Origin of the sequence: Bacillus sp. PPSBB_2, from assembly GCF_045291115.1 — a bacterium.
GTDB lineage: Bacteria > Bacillota > Bacilli > Bacillales > Bacillaceae_G > Bacillus_A > Bacillus_A cereus.
Window position 1 is genome coordinate 1,789,890 of the sequence record NZ_CP147983.1, and the last position, 26,768, is coordinate 1,816,657.

Consider the following 26,768-nt stretch of genomic DNA (forward strand, 5'->3'; position numbering starts at 1 on the left):
AGAAAAGGTAAAGGGAGGTTCATCAATTGAACATCTTCAATATTGCAATTATGCATATTAAAAGAGATTTCAGAGACGTAAGAACTTTAGTTTTTATGTTAGCATTTCCGATTGTGCTTATGCTTGTGTTAGGAACAGCGTTAACCAACGCATTTAATAGTGATAGTCATTCGATTAAAGATATACAAGTGCTATATAAAGATGAAGCGAGTAGCACGTTTTCTCAATCATTTGAAGCATTTACGAAAGAAGTGGATAAATCAGGTATTCATTTTAAAAAAGCTTCCGGCAGTATAGATGGGAAAGAAGAAGTGAAGAAAAATAAATATGCTGCTTATGTAGAGTTAAATAAAGATGGTGCAAAATTTTATGGGAGTGACAAAAGTAGTATTGAGGGAAGTATTGTGGAGGGAATGCTTACAACATTTGTTGATAAGTACAATGTAGCGGTCGAAGTTGCAAAAGTAGATCCTACTAAGGTTAGTACGGTTATTTCAAACGGAAATCATAATGATTATATAAAAGAAACATCTTTACAAGCTGCGAAAAAACCAGGTTCTATGGATTACTATGCGGTTGTAATGACAACGATGATTGCACTATATGCTGCGATGGGAGCGAGTTCTTTAATTCGAGGAGAACGAATACGTAAAACAGGAGATCGTCTCATTGCTGCACCTATAAGTAAAGCTGAAATATTCATTGGAAAAGTACTTGGTAGCCTAGTAGCAAATGCCCTGTGCATATTACTCGTCATGTTATTTAGTAAATTTGTTTTTCAAGCGAATTGGGGCGACCATCTTGGAATCATATTTCTTATTTTATTAACACAAGTCTTTCTAGCAATTAGCTTCGGTTTAGGAATCGGATATATCACGAAAACAGCTGAAGCGTCTAGGGCAATTATTATGGTTGTTGTGCAATTAGCTTCTATTTTTGGAGGTGCATATTTCGTAGTAGAAGAAAATTTCGTTACGAATTTATCGCCATTAACTTGGGCAAATACAGCTGTTATGAAAATTATTTATGCAAATGATGTAGGGGCAGCACTACCAGTCATTTCTTTAAACATTGGAATTTCAGCACTCTTTTTATTAATTGCAATTATTGCATTACGTAGACGGGAGGGGCTATAGCATGAAGGATATTTTATGGCTCATACAAAAAACGTTATCTGTGCTTTTGAAAAATAAAAAAAGTTTACTCATTATAATTAGCTTGCCGATAATAGGGACGCTCATTTCCTTTTCGATATACGGAAATGCAGGGCAAGGAACGTTAAATATCGGGATTGTAAATAAAGAAAATGAGCCAATAGCAAATGATACGATAAAGTTTTTAGAAGGATTAAATCATGTGAATGTGAGTAAGGTTAAGGAGTCTGAAGTAGAAGATAAACTCACTTCCAAAAAACTTGATGGAGTTATTACATTAGATTCTGGTTTTTCAAAAAGTGTTCGAGAAGGGAAACCAGAGCATATTGAAATTTCATCGATTAAAGGTGATCAAGTAACAGGATTTATAAAATCATATTTATATAATTATATTGATAATATAGCAGCTATTAGTAAAGTAGCAGGAACAGATCAAAGTATATTCGACAATATGTACGCAGGGTATCAAAAAAGTTCATTTAAAATGAAAACTGAGACGCTAGAAGATACTTCGAAAAATAAAGATATGACAAATCAAACGATGGGTTACCTTATTATGTTTATGCTGTTTTCAGCAGCGAACTTATCAGGTCATATTTTAAAAGAAAAAGAGAATAGAACGTACTTTAGACTATTATCAACGCCGATAGATGGGAAGAAGTTCATATTATCTAATGTCGGGGTAAATATGATAATACTAACAGTACAAATTTTGATTACAATCCTATTCCTAACGAATGTTTTTCATACGAATATCAATATGCCTTTCATAGTGATGATGGGCGTACTAATGCTATTTGCATTAATCGCAATTGGAATATCATTAGTCCTTGTAGCTTTTTCGAAAAACTCAGCATCGGCAAATGCGATGCAAAACATGGTCATTGTACCAACATGCTTACTAGCGGGTTGTTATTTCCCATATGACATTATGCCAAGTGCAGTACAAAAAGTAGCTAATTTTCTTCCACAGCGCTGGTTGTTAGACACAGTATCGAAACTACAACAAGGAATACCATTCTCGGAGTTGTATTTAAACATTTTAATTTTATTCGCTTTCGCAATTGCATTCTTCTTAATTGCTATTTATAAGTTTGGAAGAAATAATGATGCGAGGAATTTTGTTTAATGTGAAAAGGTGTGGCTTAATGCCATACCTTTTTTTGAAATTTAGAGTATCTTTTGTAGTATAGGAATGCTTTTGTAGAGCACTTCGTTATGTGAAGCATGCAAAACATATTTATTTCCCTCTAGAAGAAAAACGCTATGTAGAACAGCGTTACCGTCACCATGTTTTGTAAGTAAATCACCGACGACTTTGCCGTCTGTCCATTTCAGTTTGGAATGTGAAGGGACGACTTGTAAATATTGAATTGTTTCCTCTCCATCTCCGGCAATGAGTGTCGTTTCAATATTTCTTTTTTGTATAATAAATCTATTTTCATTTAATGTATCGAGGAAAGGGTTTTTCGTTTTCATCTTACTATAAGTAAGAAATGTAATAGAAGAGCCGGATCTTATAAATAAATAATTTCCGTAATCTTTACAAGGAATAACATCTTGTAATCCTGGAAAGTAAATGTGTATCGCCTCAACTTTATTCATTTTATGTAAGATGCTTAAGTAACAAATATATTGTTCCACATAAAAATGAACGATATTTATTTTAGAAGAGGCATGGATAGGGAGAGTACCTCCAGTCCAATAACTATAATTTGGTGAAGATCCAGCGTTTGGTGTGCAGAGTATTATAAGCTGATTCACATCATTTTTATATGTTGCACTTTGAACGTAAGAACGTCCAAGAAGGCCGCCCATACTATGACAAATTAGATTTAGTTTATCGCAACCTGTAATCTTTTTAGCATAAGCAATCGTTTGTAATAAATATTTTTGTGTAGAAAAAACAATACGCTGCCGCCAGTCATAAAAACAGATGAACAAATCTTTATTTCGTTCGTACCCCATACTTTCTAGCATCATGATGAATGGTTCGTAAACAAATGCAGAAAGTCCAAAACTCCAATTACCAGTGCCGGGAATAATAATATTGCTCATTGAACCGAAAAGACCTGGGATAAAAACAATAGGAGTTTTTCCTTTTCTCATATTCGTATCTCCTTTAACTGTTTAGTATCAATAAAAATAAGAAATACATTTCGTATGAAAACATATTTAAATGAAACACTACGAAATAGTAAGGAATATGATTGGAAGGAAACCAAAATGATTAAAAAAATATTAAGAGTTACTTCTATTATTATTGCTATTTTCGTTTTTATTTTAATTTGGATGCATATCGATGTTACCTTAGGTAGGAAAATGGAAGCCGGGAAAAACATGCCGACAGAGTATGCGCCTCATTATAGTGACTTTCAATTATATGTAGAAGGGAAGTCTTTTTATAAACAATTATTTACTGATATAAGAGAAGCGAAAAGCTCCATCTACACTTATTTCTTCATTTTGTCGGATGATAAAAGTAGTCATACTTTTTTAAACTTATTAAAAGAGAAGGCAAAAGAAGGAGTAAACGTCTATTTATCAGTTGATCGCATTAATGATTTATCATTTGAAAGAAAGGTGATAAATGAATTGCGGAAAAGTGGTGTACATTTTACATATAGTAGAAAACCTACATTGCCATTCGGATTTTATTCACTTCACCATCGTAATCATCGCCGTATTACGACGATTGATGGGGAGATTGGCTATACAGGCGGATTTAATATAGGAGATGAGTACTTAGGGAAAGATAAGCGATTTGGATATTGGCGTGATTATCATGTACGACTTAAAGGAGAAGGAGCAAAAGATTTAGAACAGCAATTCGCTTTAGACTGGAAACGAGATACGAAAGAAGAGATAAAGAGAAGTACGAATAAAGCTAGTAAAGGGAATACATTACATACTATGACTAGTTACAATGGGCATTACGTTGCTGAAAAATATATAGAGCTCATAAAACAAGCTCAGCACTCCATTGTAATTGCAACGCCGTATTTTATAGCAAAAAATAAAGAGTCCATGAATGCTTTAATCGCAGCACAAAAGCGTGGTGTTACAGTAAAAATACTTTGGTCATATAAACCAGATCTACCTCTTATAAAAGAAGCGGCGTATCCATACATACGTCAAGCTGTTAATAATGGGATTACTGTATATGGGTATAAAAAAGGAATGTTCCATGGCAAATTAATGCTTATTGATAATGAATTAACCGTTATTGGTACAACAAACTTTACTTCGCGTAGCTTCAATATAAATGATGAAATGAATTTTTATATTTATGGTGGTCCTATTGTAGGACAAGTTAATAAGGCGTTAACAGAGGATTTTCATGATTCGAAAGAAATGACGAAAGAGTTTTTTGAAAAGTTATCTTTTTGGGAGCGTTGTAAGGAGAAAGTGGCGGGATTGGTTGACTTCTATTTGTGATGATGAATTAGGAAAGGGTGCCTACAAAAGACACCCTTTTTTGGTGGGAAATCATTATTTTTCATGCACCAACATCGTAACATCATCATTAATCAACGTCCCCACATGTTCGCCTAAACATATTTTTTTCATGACTCCAGGCTCATCAAAGTTAAAGACATGTGCTGGTAAATTGTAGTCCCGGGCAAGCAGTAATGCCGCTTGATCCATAACTTGTATATTTTGTCTAACGACATCATTATAGTTTAGTTTGCTGTACATTTTTGCTGATTTGTTATGCTTCGGATCACTTGTAAAAACGCCATCGACACCCTGTTTTGCGACTAATATGGCATCACTATTCATTTCAATGGCTCTTTGTACACTTGGATAATCTGTCGTCACGAACGGTTGCCCGTTTCCGCCTCCAAAGATAACGATATAACCGTTATCTAAATGGTGGACTGCACGCAAGCGAATGTATGGTTCAGCTACTGCATTAAATGGAATGGACGTCATAACGCGTACTTCTCTATTTGTTTTACTTGTTAAAACACCGCGAAGCATTAAGCTGTTAATGATTGTACCTAACGTACCGATATTATCAGCTTCTACGCGATCGATTCCCCATTCTTCAGCTAGATGCCCCCTAAAAATGTTACCGCCACCAATGACGATGGATACTTCGATACCTAAATCAACAATGGATAAAATTTCGTTTGCGATATGTTCTAATCGTTTGGAGTTAAAGCTATTTCCAGTTTGATCGGCAAGTGCACCGCCGCTTAATTTAATTAAGACACGTTTATATGGTCTCATAACAATTCCCCCTATATAGATCGCAATAAAAAAGGAACAAAGGCGAATGCCTTTGTTCCTTTTTAAGAAAATGAAAAAGAAAAGAAGAAGATAGGACGAATTGCTTTGTATAGTTTTTCATAACATCCACTCCTTTTCATTTTGATTTGTTTTAAGTATATATCTTTTTGATTATACGAAACAATCTGATTACTTATCAAGTTTATTTTATCGTTTTTTAACAAAATGGTGTCAATGAAAAAAAGAAGAAAAATATTTGAATTTTTTGTGACGAACTTGTAGGTTTTTGTATGATTTTGTAGGTTCGCTTATAAGATGTGTGAGTAGCTTTTATAAATTCAAATTGAAAGCGTTCGCATGAAGGGGATGAACATAAATGAAAAAATTCGGATTGGCAACACAAATTTTTGTCGCGCTTGTTTTAGGGATTGTAGTAGGGGCAGTCTTTTATGGCAATAAAACGGCGATTTCTTATATCACACCAATTGGGGATATATTTATTCACTTAATTAAGATGATTGTAGTACCAATTGTTATTTCAGCATTAATTGTTGCAGTAGCTGGTGTAGGAGATATGAAGAAGCTTGGGAAACTGGGTGGTAAGACAATTCTTTATTTCGAAATTATTACGACGATTGCTATTTTAATGGGATTACTTGCAGCGAATATATTCCAACCAGGTACTGGCGTTGATATGAGTAATTTACAGCAAAGTGATATTTCTTCTTATAAACAAACTGCAGATGCAACAGAGAAGAAAGGTTTTGCTGAGACAATTGTTCACATTGTACCGAAAAACGTATTTGAATCGATTGCACAAGGTGACCTATTACCGATTATATTCTTCTCAGTACTATTCGGCTTAGGAGTTGCAGCAATTGGAGAAAAAGGAAAGCCAGTCTTTAACTTCTTTGAAGGTGTACTCGAAGCCATGTTTTGGGTTACAAATCAAGTTATGAAATTTGCACCATTTGGTGTATTCGCATTAATTGCCGTTACGGTTGCAAAATTTGGTGTAGCAACATTACTTCCGCTAGGAAAACTAGTGCTAGCTGTATACGTAACTGTTATACTATTCGTTGTGATTGTATTAGGTATTAATGCACGAATGGTTGGAGTAAACATTTTTACATTAATGAAAATTTTAAAAGAAGAACTGATTCTTTCGTTTACGACAGCAAGTTCAGAAGCTGTTTTACCTAATATAATGAGAAAAATGGAAGAGTTCGGTTGTCCAAAGGCAGTTGCCTCTTTCGTAATTCCGACAGGTTATACATTTAACTTGACTGGATCGGCTATTTATCAAGCGTTAGCGGCATTATTTGTTGCACAAATGTACGGTGTGCACATGTCACTAACGGAGCAAATAACGTTATTATTCGTTCTCATGTTAACATCCAAAGGTATGGCGGGAGTTCCAGGTGCATCGTTCGTTGTTGTATTAGCAACGTTAGGTTCGATGGGGCTACCACTAGAAGGTATCGCGTTAATTGCGGGAATTGACCGCATTTTAGATATGATTCGCTCATCTGTCAATGTATTAGGAAATGCATTAGCGGCCATTGTTATGTCGAAGTGGGAAGGCGAATTCGATAATGAGAAAGCAAAACAATATGTAGAAACAGTCAAAGAAACAAAAGCAGCATAAGAAATCGTTAAGGAGTGAATAATCATGGCAACATTAACTGAAGTTAAAAATGGTGTTCGAATTGAAAAAGATTTTTTAGGTGAAAAAGAAGTACCAAACTATGCATACTACGGCGTACAAACAATGCGTGCAGTTGAAAACTTCCCAATTACAGGATACAAAATCCATGAAGGCTTAATTAGAGCGTTCGCAATTGTAAAAAAAGCAGCAGCGCTTGCGAATACAGATGTAGGAAGATTGGAATTGAACAAGGGCGGTGCGATCGCAGAGGCTGCTCAAGAAATTCTTGATGGAAAATGGCATGATCATTTCATCGTAGATCCAATTCAGGGCGGAGCAGGTACTTCAATGAACATGAATGCAAATGAAGTCATTGCCAATCGTGCGCTTGAATTATTAGGGATGGAAAAGGGAGACTATCATTATATTAGTCCAAATAGTCATGTAAATATGGCCCAATCAACAAATGATGCATTCCCAACGGCGATTCATATCGCAACATTAAATGCATTAGAAGGCTTATTACAAACGATGGGTTATATGCATGATGTATTTGAATTAAAAGCAGAACAGTTTGACCATGTTATTAAAATGGGTCGTACACATTTACAAGATGCGGTGCCAATCCGTCTTGGACAAGAATTTAAAGCATACTCTCGCGTACTTGAACGTGATATGAAACGAATTCAACAATCGCGTCAACATTTATATGAAGTAAATATGGGGGCAACTGCAGTTGGTACAGGCTTAAATGCAGATCCAGAATATATTGAAGCAGTTGTAAAACATTTAGCTGCAATTAGTGAATTACCGCTTGTTGGTGCAGAAGATTTAGTAGATGCGACACAAAATACGGATGCTTATACTGAAGTATCTGCAGCGCTTAAAGTATGTATGATGAATATGTCTAAAATTGCAAATGACCTTCGCTTAATGGCATCAGGTCCACGTGTTGGTTTAGCGGAAATTATGTTACCAGCTCGTCAACCAGGTTCTTCTATTATGCCAGGGAAAGTAAACCCTGTTATGCCAGAAGTTATTAATCAAATTGCGTTCCAAGTAATAGGTAATGATCATACAATTTGCCTTGCTTCAGAAGCAGGACAATTAGAATTAAACGTGATGGAACCAGTACTTGTTTTCAACTTACTGCAATCGATTAGCATTATGAATAACGGTTTCCGTGCCTTTACAGATAATTGCTTAAAAGGAATTGAAGCGAATGAAGATCGCTTAAAAGAGTATGTTGAGAAAAGTGTAGGAATTATTACAGCCGTGAACCCTCATATCGGTTATGAAGCAGCAGCTCGCGTTGCGAAAGAAGCAATTGCAACAGGCCAATCCGTTCGAGAACTTTGTGTGAAAAATGGTGTATTGTCACAAGAAGACTTAGAGTTAATTCTAGATCCATTCGAGATGACACACCCAGGGATTGCAGGAGCAACTCTTTTAAAGAAAAATTAAAAGAAGAGGGGGACAATCCCCTCTTTTTTGTTTACAATATAGAAATGCTATATATGAATAGAGGTAGGGATGTTATGAGCAAGTTTACAGTAGCTTCTAATGGTGCATTAGAAACAACATTAAGAGGAGCAGAAGTATTATCAACACCACTTTTAAATAAAGGGGTAGCTTTCACACAAAATGAAAGAGAAGAGTTAGGTTTAAAAGGGTTATTACCGCCAGCGGTTTTAACGTTAGAAGAACAGGCACGCCGAGCATACGAACAATTTAGTTCTCAGCCGGATGATTTATTAAAGAATGTATACTTAACTGCGTTACATGATCGAAATGAAGTATTATTTTATCGTATATTAACAGATCATTTACGTGAAATGTTACCGATTGTATATACACCAACTGTCGGTGTAGCAATTCAAAGATATAGTCATGAATATCGTAAACCACGTGGTGTTTATTTATCAATTAACGATCCATCAGGTATCGAAGAAGCATTCACGAATATCGGTGCAACAGCTGAGAACATTGATTTAGTCGTTGTAACAGATGGAGAAGGCATATTAGGAATTGGTGACTGGGGCGTTGGTGGTATTAACATCGCAATCGGAAAATTAGCTGTTTACACTGCTGCAGTTGGAATCGATCCTAGTCGTGTATTACCAGTAATTTTAGATGTAGGTACAAACCGTGAGGAGCTATTAAACAATCCATTTTATATTGGAAATCGTCACCCTCGTATAACAGGTGAAGCTTACGATGAATTTATTGATACGTTTGTACAAGCGGTAAACAAACAATTCCCGAAAGCACTTTTACATTGGGAAGACTTTAGCTCTCGTAACGCACGAAAAATTTTAGATAAATACCGTCATGACGTTTGTACGTTTAATGATGATATTCAAGGTACAGGTGCAGTTTCACTTGCGGCAGTATTATCGGCAGTGAAAGCTTCTGGTGTACCGCTAAGTGAACACCGCGTTGTTGTATTTGGTGCTGGTACGGCTGGAATCGGTATCGCAGATCAAGTTAGAGATGCGATGGTCCGCGTAGGCGTATCTGAAGAAGAATCATATAAGCGTTTCTGGTGTATTGATCGTAACGGGTTAGTTACAGATAATATGGAAGATCTTCTTGATTTCCAAATTCAGTACGCAAGAAAAGAAGCAGAAGTAAGTGAGTGGAAAGAAAATGATGTGATCGGACTTGCTGAAGTTGTGAAACATGTAAAACCGACAATTTTAATTGGTACATCTACTGTTGCAGGTGCATTTAAAGAAGAGATTATTAAAGAAATGGCTTCTCACGTAGAAAGACCAATCATTTTACCAATGTCGAATCCAACGCCACTTGCTGAAGCAAAACCAGCAGATTTAATCGAGTGGACAGAAGGAAGAGCGTTAGTTGCAACAGGAAGTCCATTTGAACCAGTTACATATAACGGTGTAACGTATGTGATTGGACAATCAAATAATGCACTGATTTTCCCAGGTCTTGGTCTTGGAACAATTGTAGTACGAGCAAGTGTCATGACGGATGGAATGTTCGCAGCAGCAGCTGAAGCAGTTGCAAGTATGGTAGATACAAGTCAGCCAGGAGCACCTATTTTACCAGAGGTCGAAGAATTACGTAATATCTCAGAAATGGTTGCAATTGAAGTAGCTAAAGTTGCAGTTGCAGAAGGTGTTGCAAGAGTGAACTTAAGTGATAACGATATCAAGATGGCAGTGCAAGAAGCAATGTGGAAGCCAGAGTATCGCCAAATAAAAGCGGTAGAAAAGGTTAGAATATAGAAAAAAAGCCCGTTTATAACAATAAGCGGGCTTTCACTTTTACTACTGAAAAAAAGTATAGGAAGTGTCACCTTTGAATTGGAATCAATTATGGAAGAAAGATATGTCCCTTTTAATTATATTAATGGTCGTTGTTCCGATTGCTGGGGAGCTGAACTTTCATCCCTTTAATGATACGTTTCGAGTTAGCTTCGGTACACCGCTATTCTTCTTTTTATTATTATTTTTAAGAAGAGTACCAGCAGGAGTTGCAGGTATTCTTGTTGGTATATCTGTAGTCTTATTCCGAGTATGTCTTGACTGGATCATGCAAGGTTCATTTCATATGACAGAATCATTTTATTTGCGTTATCCTGTGTTCTTCTATTATTTTATTTATGGCAGTTTTTTTTCGCTTTGTAGGGTAAATAAGTTCCATCAGAAACCAATCATTATTGGATGCCTTGGAATTTCAATTGAAATTGTTGCAAGTATGTCAGAACTTGCGTTTTATCACATGTTAGTACTAGGTACAACAATAACGATTTCTGAAGTGAATAAACTTATTATTATTGCTATTTTTCGTAGTTTCTTTGCACTTGGTTTTTTAAATATGATGAATTTATATGAAACGAAATTAAAAGAATCGCAAGTTCGAAAAGAAAATGAAAATATGTTAATGCATCTTTCTAATTTATATGTGGAATCTGTTCATTTGAAAAAGACGTTACAAAATGCGGAGTTAATTACACAAGAAGCATATCAACTATATCGAAATTTACAAGTAAGCGCTGATTCAAGTAGTAAAACAGCATTGAAAATAGCGGGGGAAGTGCATGAAATAAAAAAGGATAATCAAAGGATATTTGCAGGATTATCTAAACTGTTATTAGATAAAAATGTGGCTGAATATGTAGAAGGACATGAGTTAGCAGAGATGATTGTTAGAATAAACGAGAAGTATGCTGAAATGCTAGAAAAGGATATACGTTTTTCTAAACATATAGAAGGTGAGCATGCTGCATACCACGTGTATACAGTGCTATCAATTTTTAATAACTTAGTTGCAAATGCAGTTGAAGCAATTGAAGATAAAGGTTTCGTTATTATTAAGCTATATAAAAGAAATCAGCATATATTTTTTGAAGTAATTGACGATGGGCCTGGTATTACACAAAAGTATAAGAAATTAGTATTTAAGCCAGGATTTACTTCCAAGTATGATCAAACGGGAACACCGTCAACTGGTATTGGGCTTTCTTACATAAATGAAATGGTAACAGAGCTAGGCGGAGAAGTGAAATTAGAAGACCGAGAAAATAAAAGAGGATGTAAGTTTATCGTTTGTTTACCAGAGGATAGTTTAAAGCAGGAAGGGGAATAGATTTGTTTTATTATATCGTAGACGATGATGAAGTTTTCCGTTCGATGCTTTCGCAAATTATTGAAGATGGAGATCTTGGAGAAGTAATTGGTGAGGCGGATGACGGAGCTTTTATTGAAGCGGATCAACTAAATTTTAAAAAAGTAGATATTTTATTTATTGATTTGTTGATGCCGATGAGGGACGGAATTGAAACAGTTCGTCACATTGCGTCAACTTTCACGGGGAAAATCATTATGATTTCTCAAGTGGAATCGAAGCAGCTTATAGGTGAGGCATATACACTTGGTGTAGAATATTATATTACAAAACCATTAAATAAAATCGAAGTTGTATCTGTTGTACGCAAAGTGATGGAGCGTATTAGATTGGAGCGTTCTATACATGATATTCAAAAATCATTGAATAACGTGTTTCAGTGGGAAAAACCGCAATTGCGTACTGAACCAGTGCAAGAAGGAAAAAAGATAGGGGATTTAGGACGCTTTTTACTATCAGAACTCGGTATTGCCGGAGAGAATGGAAGTAAAGATTTACTTAGTATGCTGGAATATTTATATGGTCAAGAAAAGGCACAGACATTTGAGTTTGGCTTTCCTGCGTTAAAAGAAATTTTTCATCATATTACGATAAGGAAATTAGGGGATCTAGCTTTAGGTGCGGATATTGATAAAGAGAAAAAAGCGTCTGAACAAAGAGTACGTCGAGCTATTTATCAGTCGTTAAATCAGTTGGCTTCTTTAGGACTAACAGACTTTTCAAATCCAAAATTTGAAAGCTATGCTCCAAAATTTTTCGATTTCACCGTAGTTAGAAAACGGATGACAGAAATGACGAAAGATGAACTCGCATCTTCTGGTCATACGCGAATTAATACGAAGAAGTTTATTCAAGTGTTGTATTTTGAGGCGAAGAGGTTGATGGAGATAGAGTGAAGAAGATGCTTATAAATAAGCATCTTTTTTTGTTAAATCAACATTTTATATTTTCTCGTGGAGCATGTAAAATGTTAAGTAAGAGAAAATGGTTTTATATTAAGGAAGTGTCAAAGCGATGAGTTTCACATTGAATAAATCGATTATTAAAGAAGTGTGCGGAGAGACCTCATATAAAAGAGGTGAAACCTATTATAAATCAAATAAAGTGATAATAGATCATTACGATGAAAATAAAGAAATTTGTGAGGCGACAGTAAAAGGGAACGAGGATTTCCATGTTACAGTAGCAAAAGCCAAAAAGGGTGATGTTGTTGCAAAATGTAGTTGTCCTTCATTAGCGTCTTTTCAAACGTACTGTCAACATGTTGCAGCAGTATTAATACAAATAAACTATAATCAACAAACAGGTGGAATGAGCTCCACTAGTAACAGAAATGATCAATTGACAAGTGGTATGTTTCAGCTGTTTGCAGACAAACCACTGAGGCCAAAAAGTAAACAACACCGTTTTGATACACGTGAAATATTAGATGTTGAGTTTATATGTACACCAGTAGCTACGAGAAGTGGTGGTGCTCTTCTTGGAATTCAATTGAAACTTGCCAAGGTGTATTTCATAAATCATATTAGAGAATTTCTTTCTAAGGTGGAGAAAAGAGAGTCTTTTCATTGTTCAAATGAATTTACATATACACCAGATGTACATAGTTTTAAACAAGAAACGGATGCAATTATTCAGCAGCTCATTAAAATGTATCATAACGAAAAAATGTATGAGGATGCGCTAGAAGTACATGCGAAACAAGATGAAAGTATGATATTTATACCACCAGCTTCATGGAAAGATATGCTCTGTTCACTTTCTAAAGTTGAATATGTACAGCTGAAACAAAATAAACAACTGTTTCAGGGATTACAAGTTTCAAAAGGTTTGTTGCCGTTACACTTTGAATTTACGAAGGGAAATAATGGCGGATTTACACTTCATATAGATGGTCTAAATCGTGTACAAGTTATGGATATGTATAACAATGCACTTTATGGTGGGAAATTATATCACTTACACATTGAAGATTGTATGCGACTTATTGAATTACAAAAGATGATGAGTCGCTCAAATAGTAATCAGTTTTATATTCCAGAAAGTAAGATGGAGCATTTCGTCGCGAAAGTTGTACCAGGATTAATGAAGCTCGGAACTGTACACATTGATGAAGTAATATCGGATCGTGTTGAAACACCTTCGCTAAAAGCGAAATTGTATTTAGACCGCGTGAAAAATCGCTTATTAGCAGGTCTTGAATTTCACTATGGGAACGTCATGATTAATCCGCTAGAAGAGGATGGACAGCCGTCTGTTTTTAATCGTGATGAGAAAAAAGAAAAAGAGATTTTAGACATTATGAGTGAAAGTGCCTTTGCAAAAACAGAAGGTGGTTACTTTATGCATAATGAAGAAGCTGAGTATAACTTTTTATATCACGTCGTGCCAACATTAAAAGGTTTAGTTGATATTTATGCGACGACAGCAATCAAATTGCGAATTAGTAAAGGGGATGCAGTTCCTCTTATTAGAGTGAGAAGAAAAGAAAGAATTGATTGGTTGTCATTTCGTTTTGATATAAAAGGAATACCAGAAGCAGAAATTAAAGGTGTATTAGCGGCCCTTGAAGAGAAACGTAAATATTATCGATTGGCGAACGGTTCGTTTTTGCCGCTAGAGAGTAAAGAGTTTAATGAAATTAATCAGTTTATAAAAGAATCAGGTATTCGGAAAGAATTTTTACATGGAGAAGAGGTAAATGTTCCGCTTATTCGGAGTGTAAAATGGATGAACGGACTTCACGAAGGCAATGTTTTAAGTTTGGATGATTCAGTTCAAGAGTTAGTAGAAAACATTCAAAACCCGAAAAAATTAAAGTTTGCTGTGCCAAATACTTTAAATGCAGAAATGAGAAAGTATCAAGTATATGGGTTCGAATGGATGAAAACACTTGCTCATTACCGTTTTGGCGGTATTTTAGCAGATGATATGGGACTTGGAAAAACGTTGCAAAGCATTGCTTTTATAGATTCTGTTTTGACTGAGATTCGAGAAAAGAAACTGCCAATATTAGTCGTTTCACCATCATCTCTTGTTTATAATTGGTTTAGTGAATTGAAAAAATTCGCCCCGCATATTAGAGCAGTTATTGCAGATGGAAACCAAGCAGAGCGCCGGAAAATTTTGAAAGATATAACGGAATTTGATGTCGTAATCACGTCATATCCATTACTGAGAAGAGATATAAGATTATATGCAAGGCCATTTCATACACTATTTCTTGATGAAGCACAGGCGTTTAAAAACCCTACAACGCAAACGGCAAGAGCTGTGAAAACAATTCAAGCTGAATACCGTTTCGGACTAACTGGTACACCTGTAGAAAATTCATTAGAAGAGCTATGGTCTATCTTCCATGTCGTCTTCCCGGAATTATTACCAGGAAGAAAAGAGTTCGGTGATTTAAGGCGTGAAGATATAGCGAAGCGAGTGAAACCATTCGTATTAAGACGATTAAAAGGAGACGTATTAAATGAGTTGCCAGAGAAAATAGAGCACTTACAATCATCGGAGTTATTACCCGATCAAAAGAGTCTCTATGCTGCTTATTTAGCGAAGTTAAGGGAAGAAACGTTAAAGCATTTAGACAAAGACACGTTACGTAAAAATAAAATTAGAATTTTAGCTGGTTTAACGAGATTGCGACAAATTTGTTGTCATCCCGCTTTATTTGTTGATGATTACAAAGGAAGTTCAGCTAAATTTGAACAACTGTTAGAGATTTTAGAGGAATGTAGAAGTACAGGGAAGAGAATATTAATTTTTTCTCAATTTACGAAGATGCTTTCCATTATTGGTCGTGAGTTAAATCGACAAGCAATTCCATACTTTTATTTAGACGGGAGTACACCAGCGCAGGATCGTGTAGAGCTGTGCGATCGGTTTAACGAAGGAGAAGGAGATCTATTTCTCATTTCTTTAAAAGCTGGTGGTACCGGACTTAATTTAACTGGTGCAGATACAGTAATATTATACGATTTATGGTGGAATCCAGCTGTTGAACAACAAGCGGCTGATAGAGCGTATCGAATGGGGCAAAAAAATACAGTACAAGTTATAAAGCTAGTAGCCCACGGTACAATCGAGGAGAAAATGCATGAACTGCAAGAAAGTAAGAAAAATTTAATCGCTGAAGTGATTGAGCCGGGAGAAGAGAAATTGTCCTCAATCACAGAGGAAGAAATTCGAGATATTTTAATGATTTAATATAAAAAAGCTATGTCTTCAAATGTATGAGGGCATAGCTTTTTTGTTGTAATAATTATATTTTGTTTTGTACAAAGTAAAGAAATCAAATGTTATTTAAATTACTTCTTTGTACCTTTACTTTTGTATGGTTTGGCAGCTGCCTTTTTCTTTGCACTTGATTGCCAACGGTTCCATCCTTTACTTCCTGTACCTTGTCCTACACCTTTTTTCGGTTTTGCTTTCGTTTTACTCATATGATCACTCCGTTATATAAAAATCTTATTTGATAATAGTCAATGATTTAGAAAATACTCTTTATAAATGACTATGATTGCTTTAAGTAAAAATAAACTGCTTGAATGCTATAGTATAACATGAATTTGCAAGTAAACTGAAAGGAATTATAAAGAAAATGAAAATAATAAGAAATACTGCAGATTCTATATTCCGAACGATCACATTAATTGTTGTGTATACGTTAGTTTCGGTCAGTGAAACATTTTTTGGATTGACGAGGCAGAAAAAGTAAAGATGTTAAATTAACAACAATCAATAAAGCCGTAAAATAAAGAATTGAAAAATATTTTAAAACTTTTTGTTGACTTTCTTTATTTTTTGTATAGAATAATCATTAATAAAATGTTTCAGAGATGTGACAACAAAACGACTATGAAAGGACGAGTAGTAGTAGGACGTAGTTTAAGCGAGTCAGGGGTGGTGTGAGCCTGATACGAAGCCTATTATGAAGAACCTCCTGGAGTTGCTAACCGAAATCCTTTATAGGAAAGTAGACTTAGCCGGGAACTTCGCCGTTACAAGAAGAACAGTATCGAGATATTCCATCTCCGTATTGTATAAGTGAGCAACCTCTGTTGCTAATTTGGGTGGTACCGCGGAACCAAAGCCTTTCGTCCCAGTTTTTTGGGAAAGAAGGGCTTTTTTTGTTGGCTTCTTTTCACAACATCCAAACATTTTAGGAGGAAACCACCATGTATCAATCATTAATGACAGTAAGAGAGACTCAAATCGCAATTAAGGAAGTTAAAACATTTTTCGAGGACCAATTAGCAAAACGCCTTGAACTATTCCGCGTATCTGCACCATTATTCGTAACGAAAAAATCAGGATTAAACGATCACCTAAACGGTGTAGAACGTCCAATTGAATTTGATATGTTACATTCAGGAGAAGAATTAGAAATTGTTCATTCACTAGCGAAATGGAAACGATTTGCATTACATGAATACGGATATGAAGCTGGTGAAGGTTTATATACAAACATGAACGCGATTCGTCGTGATGAAGAACTTGATGCAACGCATTCCATTTATGTTGACCAATGGGATTGGGAAAAAATCGTTCAAAAAGAATGGCGTACTGTTGAATACTTACAAAAAACCGTACAAACAATTTATGGAATATTCAAAGATTTAGAAGATCACTTATTTGAAAAATATCCGTTCCTTGGAAAGTATTTACCGGAAGAAATTGTTTTCGTTACTTCTCAAGAATTAGAAGATAAATATCCAGAATTAACACCGAAAGATCGTGAACATGCAATTGCAAAAGAACACGGTGCAGTCTTCATTATCGGAATTGGTGATGCACTTCGTTCAGGTGAAAAGCATGACGGACGCGCAGCTGATTATGACGATTGGAAATTAAACGGTGACATTTTATTCTGGCACCCAGTACTACAATCTTCATTTGAGTTATCATCAATGGGAATTCGGGTTGATAGTAAATCACTTGATGAGCAGTTAACGAAAACTGGTGAAGACTTCAAACGTGAGTATGATTTCCATAAAGGTATACTAGAAGACGTACTACCATTAACAATCGGCGGTGGCATTGGACAATCAAGAATGTGCATGTACTTCTTACGTAAAGCACATATCGGTGAAGTTCAATCTTCTGTATGGCCTGACGATTTACGTGAAGCTTGCAAGAAAGAAAACATTCATCTGTTTTAATAGAAGTAAGGGAATAGCTTAAATATAGAGCTATTCCCTCTTTTTTATAAAACATTACTTATTTATTACCGAGTTCTTCTGCTAAACCGATTAAAATTCCTTCGACTCCACGAATGTAGCAGAGACGATACGAGTTCTCGTACTGAACTACTTCGCCAACGAGCTCTGCACCATGCTTAGTGAGTCTCGATACCATTTCGTCAATATCCTCGACAGTGAACATGACGCGTAGATAACCGAGGGCGTTTACAGGAGCTGTTCGGTGATCTGCTATAGTAGGAGGGGTGAGAAATCGCGAAAGTTCAATTCGGCTGTGGCCATCTGGAGTGACCATCATAGCGATTTCTACGCACTGAGAACCGAGTCCAGTTACGCGACCAGCCCATTCACCTTCGACATTTGCTCGACCTTCGAGATTCAAGCCAATCTCCTCAAAGAAAGAGATTGCGTTATCAAGGGATTCTACAACGATGCTGACATTGTCCATTCGTAGTAATTTGTTTTTTGCCATAGTCTTATCTCCTTATGTATAAAAGTTTATTATTTAATTATCCTCATAATTATACTACTAAGTAGTTACAAATTCCTTTCAGTCAAAAACACCTTGTCACAGTATAGGAAAATGTGACAAGGTGTTTTTTAATATATCATATAGCATCTTGTTAACGAATAGCTTTTTATTTAATAGGAAGGAAGTAGATTGATATGTTTTTTTTATAAGCGTTACTAAACATATCAAATTAGCTCATTTGCACGAAAGGCTCAATTTTCGCCATAAATGATTGATGCAGCGCCTCAACGCCTGTTACTAAATGAAGGCGGTCAATAACGACAGACACTTTAATTTCTGATGTACTTACCATTTTAATATGAATATCTTCTTCTTTTAAAGTAGTGAACATATTTGCAGCGACACCTGGGTTAGATACCATGCCAGATCCTACGATTGATACTTTTGCTAAGTGATTTTCATGTTCTACAGATTCGTAGTGAAGAGTTTCTTGATTTTGTTCCAATACTTCTAATGTTTCTCTTAAATCATTCGAGTGAATGGAGAAGGAGAGATGAACAGTTCCTTCATTTGTAATACTTTGAATGATGATATCTACATTAATATGTGCCGCTGCTAATGTAGAGAAAACAGTTGAAAGTGAACCTTGTTCTAATCCTTTCACTGTGATGCGTGTAATATTATCTTCAAATGCAATACCTTTAACGATTGATTGTTGTTCCATGTTACATTCTCCTTTTACAATTGTTCCGTTTTCTTGTTCCATACTTGAGCGAACTTCTAAAACTACGTTATGATTTTTAGCAAACTCAACAGCACGCGGGTGTAATACGCCAGCACCGAGGTTTGCAAGTTCTAACATTTCGTCATAAGAAATTTCATCTAATTTATAAGCATCTTTTACAACTCGTGGATCCGTCGTATATACGCCGGTCACATCTGTGTAAATATCACATTTTTTTGCGTTTAGTGCAGCAGCTAATGCGACAGCAGTTGTATCAGAACCGCCTCGTCCAAGCGTTGTAATTTCAAAATCTTCACTGACTCCTTGGAAACCAGCTACAATAACAATCGTACCTTCAGCAAGATAAGATTGAATACGATCTGTATGAATGTCAGTAATCCGTGCACTACTATGTACAGATTCTGTCGTAATACCAGCTTGCCACCCTGTTAATGAAATTGCATGATAGCCTTTTGCTTGCAGTGCCATTGTTAATAATGAAATAGTTACTTGTTCTCCTGTAGATAGAAGCATATCCATTTCACGTTTACTTGGATTTTCTGTGATAGCGTTAGCGAGTGCGACAAGTTCATCTGTGCTTTTTCCCATTGCTGAAACGACAGAGACAATGCTATGACCTCGTTCATATTCTTCAATAATTAAATTTGCTACATGTTGAATGCGTTCGACGCTTCCGACAGAAGTGCCACCAAATTTTTGAACAATTGTTTCCATTACAAATTCCTTCTTTCGTCTATTTTTAAGAATAGATTAGGAAATATATAAATCCCCAATACTCCTGTAGTTACCAGAAAGACAAACAAAAAACACCATCTCAAATAAGTGAGGATGGTGCTGTTACAGGAAAAGGGAAACAGAAAACGGAGCTAATAAAAAAACCGCCAAAAAAGGAATATCATAAAAAAATGATATCTCTTTTTTGTAGATAGCTCTTCATACGTACACGTCTGTACATATGACAGTTCTGTTTCTATTCGAAAACAGCCCCAATTGATAAATGCAGAGAAATTTATCAATTTCGGCAATACTTCCTTTCATCTAATTCATAGACATCTCTGTGTCTCCATTAGAATACTCATAAGTATCGCAACCTCTATCTCACGTTTTAGGCGAGAGTGTTTGATTTATGAAGTTGTTGGTAACATTTGTTTTATAATAATTTAAATTTTTCGTGGAATCAAGTGTTTTATATATATTTTAAAAATTCTTTCTTTTTTCTGAGGAAGTTTGTGAAAAATGTAGCAAAATAAATTCATTGCATGTACATTAAAGTTATAGTGCATAGGAGGTGGGGAGAATGAAAAGGAAACAGCCTATTTATGTTGCGACAAAAATGAACACGACGATGGAAAAATTATGGGAATATACGCAAGAACCAGATATACATACAGAGTGGGATGCTCGCTTTACTGAAATTTCGTATTTAGAGAAAAAAGAAGGGGAACCACAGAAGTTTTTGTATAAAACAAAGATTGGATTTGGGCTTGAAATAGTTGGAGAAGGGGAATCAATAGGTGAAATAAGAAAAGATATTTTAATGCAGTTATGCAATTGGATGAAAACGAAAATGAAATTGTAGATTATTTTGGTGAACCACATTTACTCGTTTCTACACTGCATTTTCATATCGATGAGTTAGGGGCAATGCATATTTCTTCAAAGAAACAATGGTTTTATATGTTTGGAAGAAAAATGCCGTTACCAAAATTTTTGTATGGTGAGGCAAAAATTGTTGAAAGTTATGATGAAACACTTCAGTGTTTTCGAATCCATGTACAAGTACGAAACCCGTTAATTGGTTCGCTTTTTTCATATAAGGGAACATTTGTGGAAAGGGAATAAACGATATGAAAAATATAATATTTGGGCTTGCTTGTTATGTTATTTTTCTAATATGTGAGTGGTCAAATATAAATCCTGTTGAAGCAATTATATTATTATCTGTTTTATTATTTATACCAATGTCACTTTGTATTATTGATAAAAGAAAAAGAGATGGATCGCAATTATTATTTTATAAATCCGTATCATTTTTATATCCAATCGCAGCAATTTGTGCAATGCTAGCTTTCGTCACAAATCAATATGTATTTGCGCTAGTTTGGTTTGTATATACAGGAATTGTTGCGTTATTTGGTGTAAGTAGATTGCTAGAAAGAGGATGGAAGCCGTTAGAAGAGATCGCCATAGATAGTGCGTTTATTTATTTGTTTTTAGGTGGTTTTTGGTTTTCTGCTTCAGTAGCAAAACTTTCAATTATGCATTTTAGCTCTGACATTGTTTTACTCACAGCTGCACATTTTCATTATTCGGCGTTTCTATTGCCATTATCAGCTGGTTTAATAGGGAGAAAAAGAGAAAAAAGAAGTAAAGTGTATGATGTTATTATGTTTATCATCATGATTTCACCTATGACAGTTGCAATAGGAATTACATACTCAAGAATATTTGAATTTTTTGCAGTGTTCCTATATTTATGTGCAATTTATGGGTATGGATTTTACGTTTGGAGAGCAAAATTTAATGCTATCAGTGCAAAGATTCTTCTAATCGTTTCGTCTAGTACACTCATGGTTACAATTATGTTCTCGCTTATATATTCATACGGAAATTTGAAGCATGTAATGACGATTACAATTGCTCAAATGGTTTGGATTCATGGTGTTGTCAATGGAATTGGAGTAGCTTTACCGGCATTTATCGGCTGGGTGATTGAAAAGAGTGTTCCGAATTATAAATACTATGGGAAACCAATGAGTAAGTTAAGAGGAAATGTGGCAATTGGTGAGGCTTATTTATATAGCAGCAATTTAGTAGACAGTAAGGAATACAACGGTTTAGTCGATAAAGTAAATGACTTTCATAGTGAGGCATTTGATGTGACGAAGGTTCCTTTAAGTATGATTCATTTTTATGAAAATACAGCAGAGTATGAATTGCAATCGAATATTAAATGGACTCGTTGGTTCCGTCCGTTCGCACTTTGCTATGAGAAAATGAGTAAGCGTGTAGAACAAATACATTTAGGTATGGGCGGCAATTGGGAAACGATGCATGGCTCTATCATTAGTGTAATAGATGAGAAAGACGGAAGAGAGAATGTAAGGGCTTGGATAAGGAAAAATGAAGCAGGTGAATCTATTTTTGTAGCTCTTTATTCAAAGCATACAAATAAGAATGAGACATATATGAATATCGCCTTACCTTTACCTTATTCGAATATGACTGGTATTTTGAGGCTATGTAATGATAATCATGATTTAATCATTACTAGTAAGTTAAGAGAAAATGGTCAGGGAGATGAGGGGGTTTATTTACATACTCGGTTCTTAACAATCCGTTTACCGTTAGCAGAGACTTTCATCATTACAGAGGGTAAGGATAAAATGTTAACAGCTCATCATAGCATGTGGCTATTTGGACTTGAATTTTTACATATTCATTATAAGATTGAAAAAATTGCCCAGAAGTAAGAAAGGCTTGGATGGGTTTTCAAGCTTTTTTATGTATGGGTAATTGTCATAGAAATTTGTTTATTTAGCTCATTATCCCAAACACGTTGAATTTCAAAAGTGCCTGTTTCAAAAAATAATGGGAATCTTTCTTTAAACCAAGTTTGCATAGGTAGCTTTAGTGCTGTATCAATTGGCATCCATAATAATTCACCCTCAGGAGGGTTCAAAAGAAGTTCACCTTCAAATGAGTCTGTCCAATAGTTGAATACCATGTACCGAACATTCCCTTTCGGATTTACATATTCATCTAATCCTTTAAAAGTTAAATTGGAAACAAGTAGTCCAGTTTCTGCTTTTACTTCTCTTATAGCGGCTTGAACGATACTTTCGGGGAAATCTACTTTGCCGCCAGGAGCGATGTAGCCAGGGAAACCTCGATGGTTGGGGCGTTTTATGAGTAAAACTTCATTGTTACGTTGGATCATACACATTGTATAGATCTGGTGTTCGATGTTATGTGAATTTAGAGGCAGAATGATGTATTCTCCTTTATATTTTTTTGATAATTTTACCATAACATAATTGTTTCTTATATAATTAGAAATATAATATTATAAATTTTCAGTCATATATTATGTATTCTATAGTCATTTGAAAAGAGGAGAGAGACATGCAAGGGGAAATACAAAAGGAGAAAAGTTTAGGTTATATTGGAAAATTATTATTACCAGTTAAAGTATCAACGCACTTTAAGTTTTTATGGATTGGACAATTACTCTCGGCCCTAGGTAGTTCGATAACTATGGTCATACTTCCAGTTGTTGTGTATTCATTAACTGGTTCAACAGTTGTAATGGGGATGACGATGGCAATGTACATGCTACCTAATATTCTTGCTTTACCGTTTGCGGGTTTAATTGTAGACCGAATTGATCGGGTTAGGTTAATGTTATTTACGGATATAATCCGCTGTATATTAATGCTATTACTTGCATCGCTTATATTTATGGATTTATTAACAATTACGATTTTATATATTCTCGTTGCCATATACGGACTTATGGAAGGGATATTCCAACCAGCATATTCTGCTGTAAGGGCGAAAGTATTCGTCCCTGAAATTCGTAATGCAGCTAACGCACTCACTCAAATGAGTAATCAAGGTATACGATTAATTGGGCCAGCACTTGGTGGGTTAATCGTATCGGTTGCATCTGCAGGGATAGGTTTCGGACTAGATGCAGCAACGTACTTATTATCATTTTTATGTTTATTATTTTTAAAAGAAATTAAGTTTAAAAAAGTAAAACCCATTGAAAAGAGTAAGCTTAATTACAAACAAGAGTTTATGGAAGGTGTTTTCGTTTTAAAAAGTCATCCGTGGCTGTGGATTACAATTTTAGTTTTTTCTTTTATAAATATTTGTTATGCCGGCATTATCGTCGTATTAATTCCATGGTTATTTAATGTTCATCATCATTTTGAAGCTTACGTGTATGGACTTGGCATGGCCTTTTCTGGTGGTGGGGCTGTAATTGCCGCATTAATATTTGGTGGGAAAGAGCTGTGGCATAAGAGAGGATTACTGGCTTATGGAGGTGTTTTAATGAGTGGCATTGCTTTATTAATTATGCCATTCATTTCTTGGGCACCCGCTTTAATATTCTTAATGGCAATTGAAGGATTTGGCATGATGATATTTGGACTCATTTGGGAAACGAGTTTACAGGAGCTTGTACCAGAAGAAGCATTCGGAAGAGTGGCAAGCCTTGATATGTTGGGTTCTTTTGCTTTATTGCCATTAGGATACGTAGTTGTAGGCTGGTTAGCTACTGTCATAGGTGGCGAGATAACTATTATAACACTAGCTAGTTTAGTAATTTTAACAATTGGAATAGCATTGTCTGTACCGAGTATTCGTCGATTTAATTGATTATATGGGAAAATAGGGCTAGACCTATATAGAAAATAACTTAGCATATAATCAACTAGTATTAATAAAACATCTTTGTAATGAAAAGCCTTCCATACACATTTGGCACAAAAAAATTAGTATGGAAGCAACAAAATTAGAAATCACAAAAGAAGTGACGGAAGCGATACAAGCAGGTTTCAAAAAAGAAGACTAAGCCCTAAAGAAATTAGGACTTAGTCTTCATTAAATACAAATGTTTGTTTCATTTTTTTACCTTCATTTACCGGATGGCCGTTATAAGAGAAATTCTTTTCTTCCCAAGTGATTACAACTTTAAAATTATGACTATTAAAGTCTAATGGGAATACCATGTAGTCAAAGCTTGTATGACTTTTAGAAATATTTTCATTAGGTGTAGTAGGTTTAAAGGTAGCCTTAGAGGTAGGATTGTTATCAAGTATTTCCACAGATACATTTGATACATCATGACCGATGTTTTTTACGAGTAAACTATACGTATCAAATATACCTTGTTTTGGCTGAATTGCTTGCTTGTTTGAGTTATGAGATTTATCAATTTCGACATACCATTGTTTAGACTTTGACGCAATCGGCAGTGACTGAAATGTGTAAGCATTAGCTTGCATTGGTAGTGCTAAACATATAAGCATAAAGAGAGTTAATATTTTTCGTTTCATTTTTTGAGAGCTCCCATTCTTTAATGGATTTACTTGTTATTATCTTCTCTTTTTGAGATAATATACCATACGATTTTAGGGGAGGATATATTGAAAGAACTCATAAGTATGGGAAGCAGTATTTTTTTACAATTATTATTTTTGTATATATTTATTTCTGGTGTTTTATTAGAACTCAATCCATGGTATGCAGTAGTTGCTTATGTAACTATTGCTATAATAAGTCTTCTTCTGGGGGTATACTCGATGATTTTCTCTATGAAGAGAAGGCCGAATACCCTTTTTCTAACACTACCAGGTGGAATTATAATAACATTATTTTCAATTTTAATTATTGGCTTTACAGTATTCGCTTATTTTTTACCAGAAGGAGGTATTCCGCCTGTCATTCGTTTGTAGTATGAGTGAATTGATGGAGTTCCTATTTTTTATTGTTAATCTTTCTAATTAAGCGACATATATATTAAAAAAAGGAAGCTGTGTAGAGATTTTTTGCATAGTCTCCTTTTTTGTTTTTGTAATTAATAATAGATGTGCTTAAGGATGCTTAAAAGTATATCAGTAATATTAATTTATCGATATAAAGAAGAGGTGCGATTGTTTGTCAAAATAAATTTGGATTTGAAAAAAATCCCAATGGATATGTTAAAATAACATTGTCATACAACAAGGGGGATTTGTTTTATGGAAAATGGACATCTTGCTAAAGTAGACTTAACGAAAAAAATTGAATCAAAATCTAAGTACAATAAGAAATTAGAAAAATATCAAAGGCGCTTATTAGCATTACAGCAAATTTTGAAAGAAGAAAAAATCGCGGTTATGCTTGTTATGGAAGGATGGGATGCGGCTGGTAAAGGTGGGGCAATTAAGCGGGTGACGGAACATCTTGACCCGCGTGGGTTCCAAGTAAATCCAATTGGAGCGCCTGCACCTCATGAAAAACGTTACCATTATTTGCAACGTTTCTGGCGCAAAATTCCACAGTACGGGCAAATCACCATTTTTGATCGCTCATGGTACGGTCGTGTGTTAGTTGAGCGTGTTGAAGGATTTGCTACAAAGGAAGAGTGGATGAGAGCATATGATGAGATTAATGATTTTGAAAAACTACTAACAGATGACCATTACATAATAGGGAAGTTCTTCTACCATATAAGTAAAGAGGAACAGTTAAAGAGATTTAAAGATAGAGAGAAAAATCCTTTGAAAAGATGGAAAATTACAGACGAAGATTGGCGTAATCGTGAAAAATGGGATGAATATGTTGAAGCAATGGAAGACATGTTTGAAAAAACAAGTAAGCCAAATGCGAAGTGGCATATTATTGAAAGTAACGATAAATTGTATGCCCGTGTGAAAACGTTAAAAATCATTATTTCATTCATTGAGGATTATTTCTTAGAACATGGTATAGAATTGCCTTCTTATTATTATGAAATGAAAGAGGATATTGAAGTTTTGCAAGATGTAGGTGTGAAAGAGTAAAAAAGAAAATGGTCCTGTGAATTGGTGAAACCAAATTATGGGGCTTTTTTATTTAGAAACATTTTACAATTAACAGAATAAGGTAATCGACAATTATATTA

The 26,768-nt window shown here is 35.1% G+C and carries 21 protein-coding genes, 2 pseudogenes, 1 riboswitch and 1 other annotated feature; of the genes and pseudogenes, 16 read left to right on the top strand and 7 right to left on the bottom strand.

The window, feature by feature from the left end:
* The first annotated feature begins 26 nt into the window (after positions 1-26).
* Positions 27-1,136, top strand: coding sequence for an ABC transporter permease (locus V6946_RS09060; RefSeq protein WP_001020154.1), 1,110 nt, complete (start codon positions 27-29; stop codon positions 1,134-1,136).
* 1 nt (position 1,137) lies between these two features.
* Positions 1,138-2,283 carry an ABC transporter permease gene (locus V6946_RS09065; protein ID WP_000651880.1) on the top strand — a complete coding sequence of 382 codons (1,146 nt, stop codon included), beginning with the start codon at positions 1,138-1,140 and terminating at the stop codon, positions 2,281-2,283.
* Between the two features lie 41 nt (positions 2,284-2,324).
* Here the strand turns inward: V6946_RS09065 and V6946_RS09070 are convergent, their stop codons facing one another.
* Positions 2,325-3,263: a lipase/acyltransferase domain-containing protein gene (locus V6946_RS09070; RefSeq protein ID WP_366981817.1), complete on the bottom strand. Its 939-nt coding sequence runs from the start codon at positions 3,261-3,263 to the stop codon at positions 2,325-2,327.
* A 117-nt stretch (positions 3,264-3,380) separates the two neighbouring features.
* Between V6946_RS09070 and cls the strand changes: the two genes are divergently transcribed.
* On the top strand, positions 3,381-4,592 hold the full coding sequence (cls, locus tag V6946_RS09075) for a cardiolipin synthase (protein ID WP_016122263.1): 1,212 nt from the start codon (positions 3,381-3,383) through the stop codon (positions 4,590-4,592).
* A 54-nt stretch (positions 4,593-4,646) separates the two neighbouring features.
* Here the strand turns inward: cls and pyrH are convergent, their stop codons facing one another.
* Entirely contained in the window at positions 4,647-5,390 is a 744-nt protein-coding gene (gene pyrH, locus V6946_RS09080) for a UMP kinase (protein WP_001248059.1), read from the bottom strand.
* A gap of 376 nt (positions 5,391-5,766) precedes the next feature.
* On the opposite strand from pyrH, the gene V6946_RS09085 reads away from it, so the two are divergent.
* The 6 genes from V6946_RS09085 (at position 5,767) to V6946_RS09110 (ending at position 15,900) form a co-directional block, all read left to right on the top strand.
* Positions 5,767-7,038 (top strand): cation:dicarboxylate symporter family transporter, encoded by a 1,272-nt coding sequence (locus V6946_RS09085; protein WP_000713293.1) that lies wholly within the window; start codon positions 5,767-5,769, stop codon positions 7,036-7,038.
* 24 nt (positions 7,039-7,062) lie between these two features.
* Positions 7,063-8,502, top strand: a complete 1,440-nt coding sequence (gene aspA / locus V6946_RS09090; RefSeq protein WP_000224194.1) for an aspartate ammonia-lyase — start codon at positions 7,063-7,065, stop codon at positions 8,500-8,502.
* 74 nt (positions 8,503-8,576) lie between these two features.
* Positions 8,577-10,289, top strand: a complete 1,713-nt coding sequence (gene malS / locus V6946_RS09095) for an oxaloacetate-decarboxylating malate dehydrogenase (protein ID WP_006918516.1) — start codon at positions 8,577-8,579, stop codon at positions 10,287-10,289.
* 64 nt (positions 10,290-10,353) lie between these two features.
* Positions 10,354-11,652, top strand: coding sequence for a sensor histidine kinase (locus tag V6946_RS09100; RefSeq protein WP_002023846.1), 1,299 nt, complete (start codon positions 10,354-10,356; stop codon positions 11,650-11,652).
* Positions 11,653-11,654: 2 nt separating this feature from the next.
* A complete protein-coding gene (locus V6946_RS09105; RefSeq protein WP_406622289.1) occupies positions 11,655-12,587 on the top strand; it encodes a response regulator in 933 nt (310 codons plus the stop codon).
* 118 nt (positions 12,588-12,705) lie between these two features.
* Positions 12,706-15,900 carry a DEAD/DEAH box helicase gene (locus V6946_RS09110; RefSeq protein WP_006918522.1) on the top strand — a complete coding sequence of 1,065 codons (3,195 nt, stop codon included), beginning with the start codon at positions 12,706-12,708 and terminating at the stop codon, positions 15,898-15,900.
* Between the two features lie 101 nt (positions 15,901-16,001).
* On the opposite strand, the gene V6946_RS09115 is transcribed toward V6946_RS09110, so the two are convergent.
* Positions 16,002-16,136 carry a DUF3934 domain-containing protein gene (locus tag V6946_RS09115; protein ID WP_000047588.1) on the bottom strand — a complete coding sequence of 45 codons (135 nt, stop codon included), beginning with the start codon at positions 16,134-16,136 and terminating at the stop codon, positions 16,002-16,004.
* A gap of 406 nt (positions 16,137-16,542) precedes the next feature.
* Positions 16,543-16,801: a binding site (T-box leader), on the top strand.
* Between the two features lie 70 nt (positions 16,802-16,871).
* Between V6946_RS09115 and asnA the strand changes: the two genes are divergently transcribed.
* Positions 16,872-17,855: an aspartate--ammonia ligase gene (asnA, locus tag V6946_RS09120; RefSeq protein WP_000284917.1), complete on the top strand. Its 984-nt coding sequence runs from the start codon at positions 16,872-16,874 to the stop codon at positions 17,853-17,855.
* Positions 17,856-17,913: 58 nt separating this feature from the next.
* Here asnA and V6946_RS09125 read toward each other — a convergent pair whose 3' ends face one another.
* Entirely contained in the window at positions 17,914-18,366 is a 453-nt protein-coding gene (locus tag V6946_RS09125; protein ID WP_001107259.1) for a VOC family protein, read from the bottom strand.
* 229 nt (positions 18,367-18,595) lie between these two features.
* Entirely contained in the window at positions 18,596-19,825 is a 1,230-nt protein-coding gene (locus V6946_RS09130; RefSeq protein ID WP_000448039.1) for an aspartate kinase, read from the bottom strand.
* A gap of 204 nt (positions 19,826-20,029) precedes the next feature.
* A riboswitch (Lysine riboswitch) is annotated at positions 20,030-20,215 on the bottom strand.
* A 193-nt stretch (positions 20,216-20,408) separates the two neighbouring features.
* On the opposite strand from V6946_RS09130, the pseudogene V6946_RS09135 reads away from it, so the two are divergent.
* The 3 genes and pseudogenes from V6946_RS09135 to V6946_RS09145 form a co-directional block, all read left to right on the top strand.
* Positions 20,409-20,642 (top strand): annotated as a pseudogene (locus V6946_RS09135) (hypothetical protein); the annotation flags it as partial.
* Positions 20,630-20,953 (top strand): annotated as a pseudogene (locus V6946_RS09140) (DUF4166 domain-containing protein); the annotation flags it as partial. The pseudogenes V6946_RS09135 and V6946_RS09140, both read left to right, overlap by 13 nt.
* A gap of 5 nt (positions 20,954-20,958) precedes the next feature.
* Complete coding sequence (locus V6946_RS09145; protein WP_366982404.1) at positions 20,959-22,584, top strand: YndJ family protein; 1,626 nt, start codon at positions 20,959-20,961, stop codon at positions 22,582-22,584.
* Positions 22,585-22,613: 29 nt separating this feature from the next.
* Here the strand turns inward: V6946_RS09145 and V6946_RS09150 are convergent, their stop codons facing one another.
* Positions 22,614-23,099 (bottom strand): 8-oxo-dGTP diphosphatase, encoded by a 486-nt coding sequence (locus tag V6946_RS09150; protein ID WP_033691779.1) that lies wholly within the window; start codon positions 23,097-23,099, stop codon positions 22,614-22,616.
* Positions 23,100-23,236: 137 nt separating this feature from the next.
* Here V6946_RS09150 and V6946_RS09155 point away from each other — a divergent pair, with 137 nt between their 5' ends.
* Positions 23,237-24,499, top strand: a complete 1,263-nt coding sequence (locus V6946_RS09155; RefSeq protein WP_001161162.1) for an MFS transporter — start codon at positions 23,237-23,239, stop codon at positions 24,497-24,499.
* Positions 24,500-24,714: 215 nt separating this feature from the next.
* Here V6946_RS09155 and V6946_RS09160 read toward each other — a convergent pair whose 3' ends face one another.
* Positions 24,715-25,179: a hypothetical protein gene (locus V6946_RS09160; RefSeq protein ID WP_006916939.1), complete on the bottom strand. Its 465-nt coding sequence runs from the start codon at positions 25,177-25,179 to the stop codon at positions 24,715-24,717.
* A gap of 90 nt (positions 25,180-25,269) precedes the next feature.
* On the opposite strand from V6946_RS09160, the gene V6946_RS09165 reads away from it, so the two are divergent.
* Both V6946_RS09165 and V6946_RS09170 read left to right on the top strand, forming a co-directional pair.
* Positions 25,270-25,578 (top strand): hypothetical protein, encoded by a 309-nt coding sequence (locus V6946_RS09165; RefSeq protein ID WP_033691776.1) that lies wholly within the window; start codon positions 25,270-25,272, stop codon positions 25,576-25,578.
* A gap of 285 nt (positions 25,579-25,863) precedes the next feature.
* Complete coding sequence (locus V6946_RS09170) at positions 25,864-26,667, top strand: polyphosphate kinase 2 family protein (protein ID WP_000427319.1); 804 nt, start codon at positions 25,864-25,866, stop codon at positions 26,665-26,667.
* Positions 26,668-26,768 lie beyond the last annotated feature (101 nt).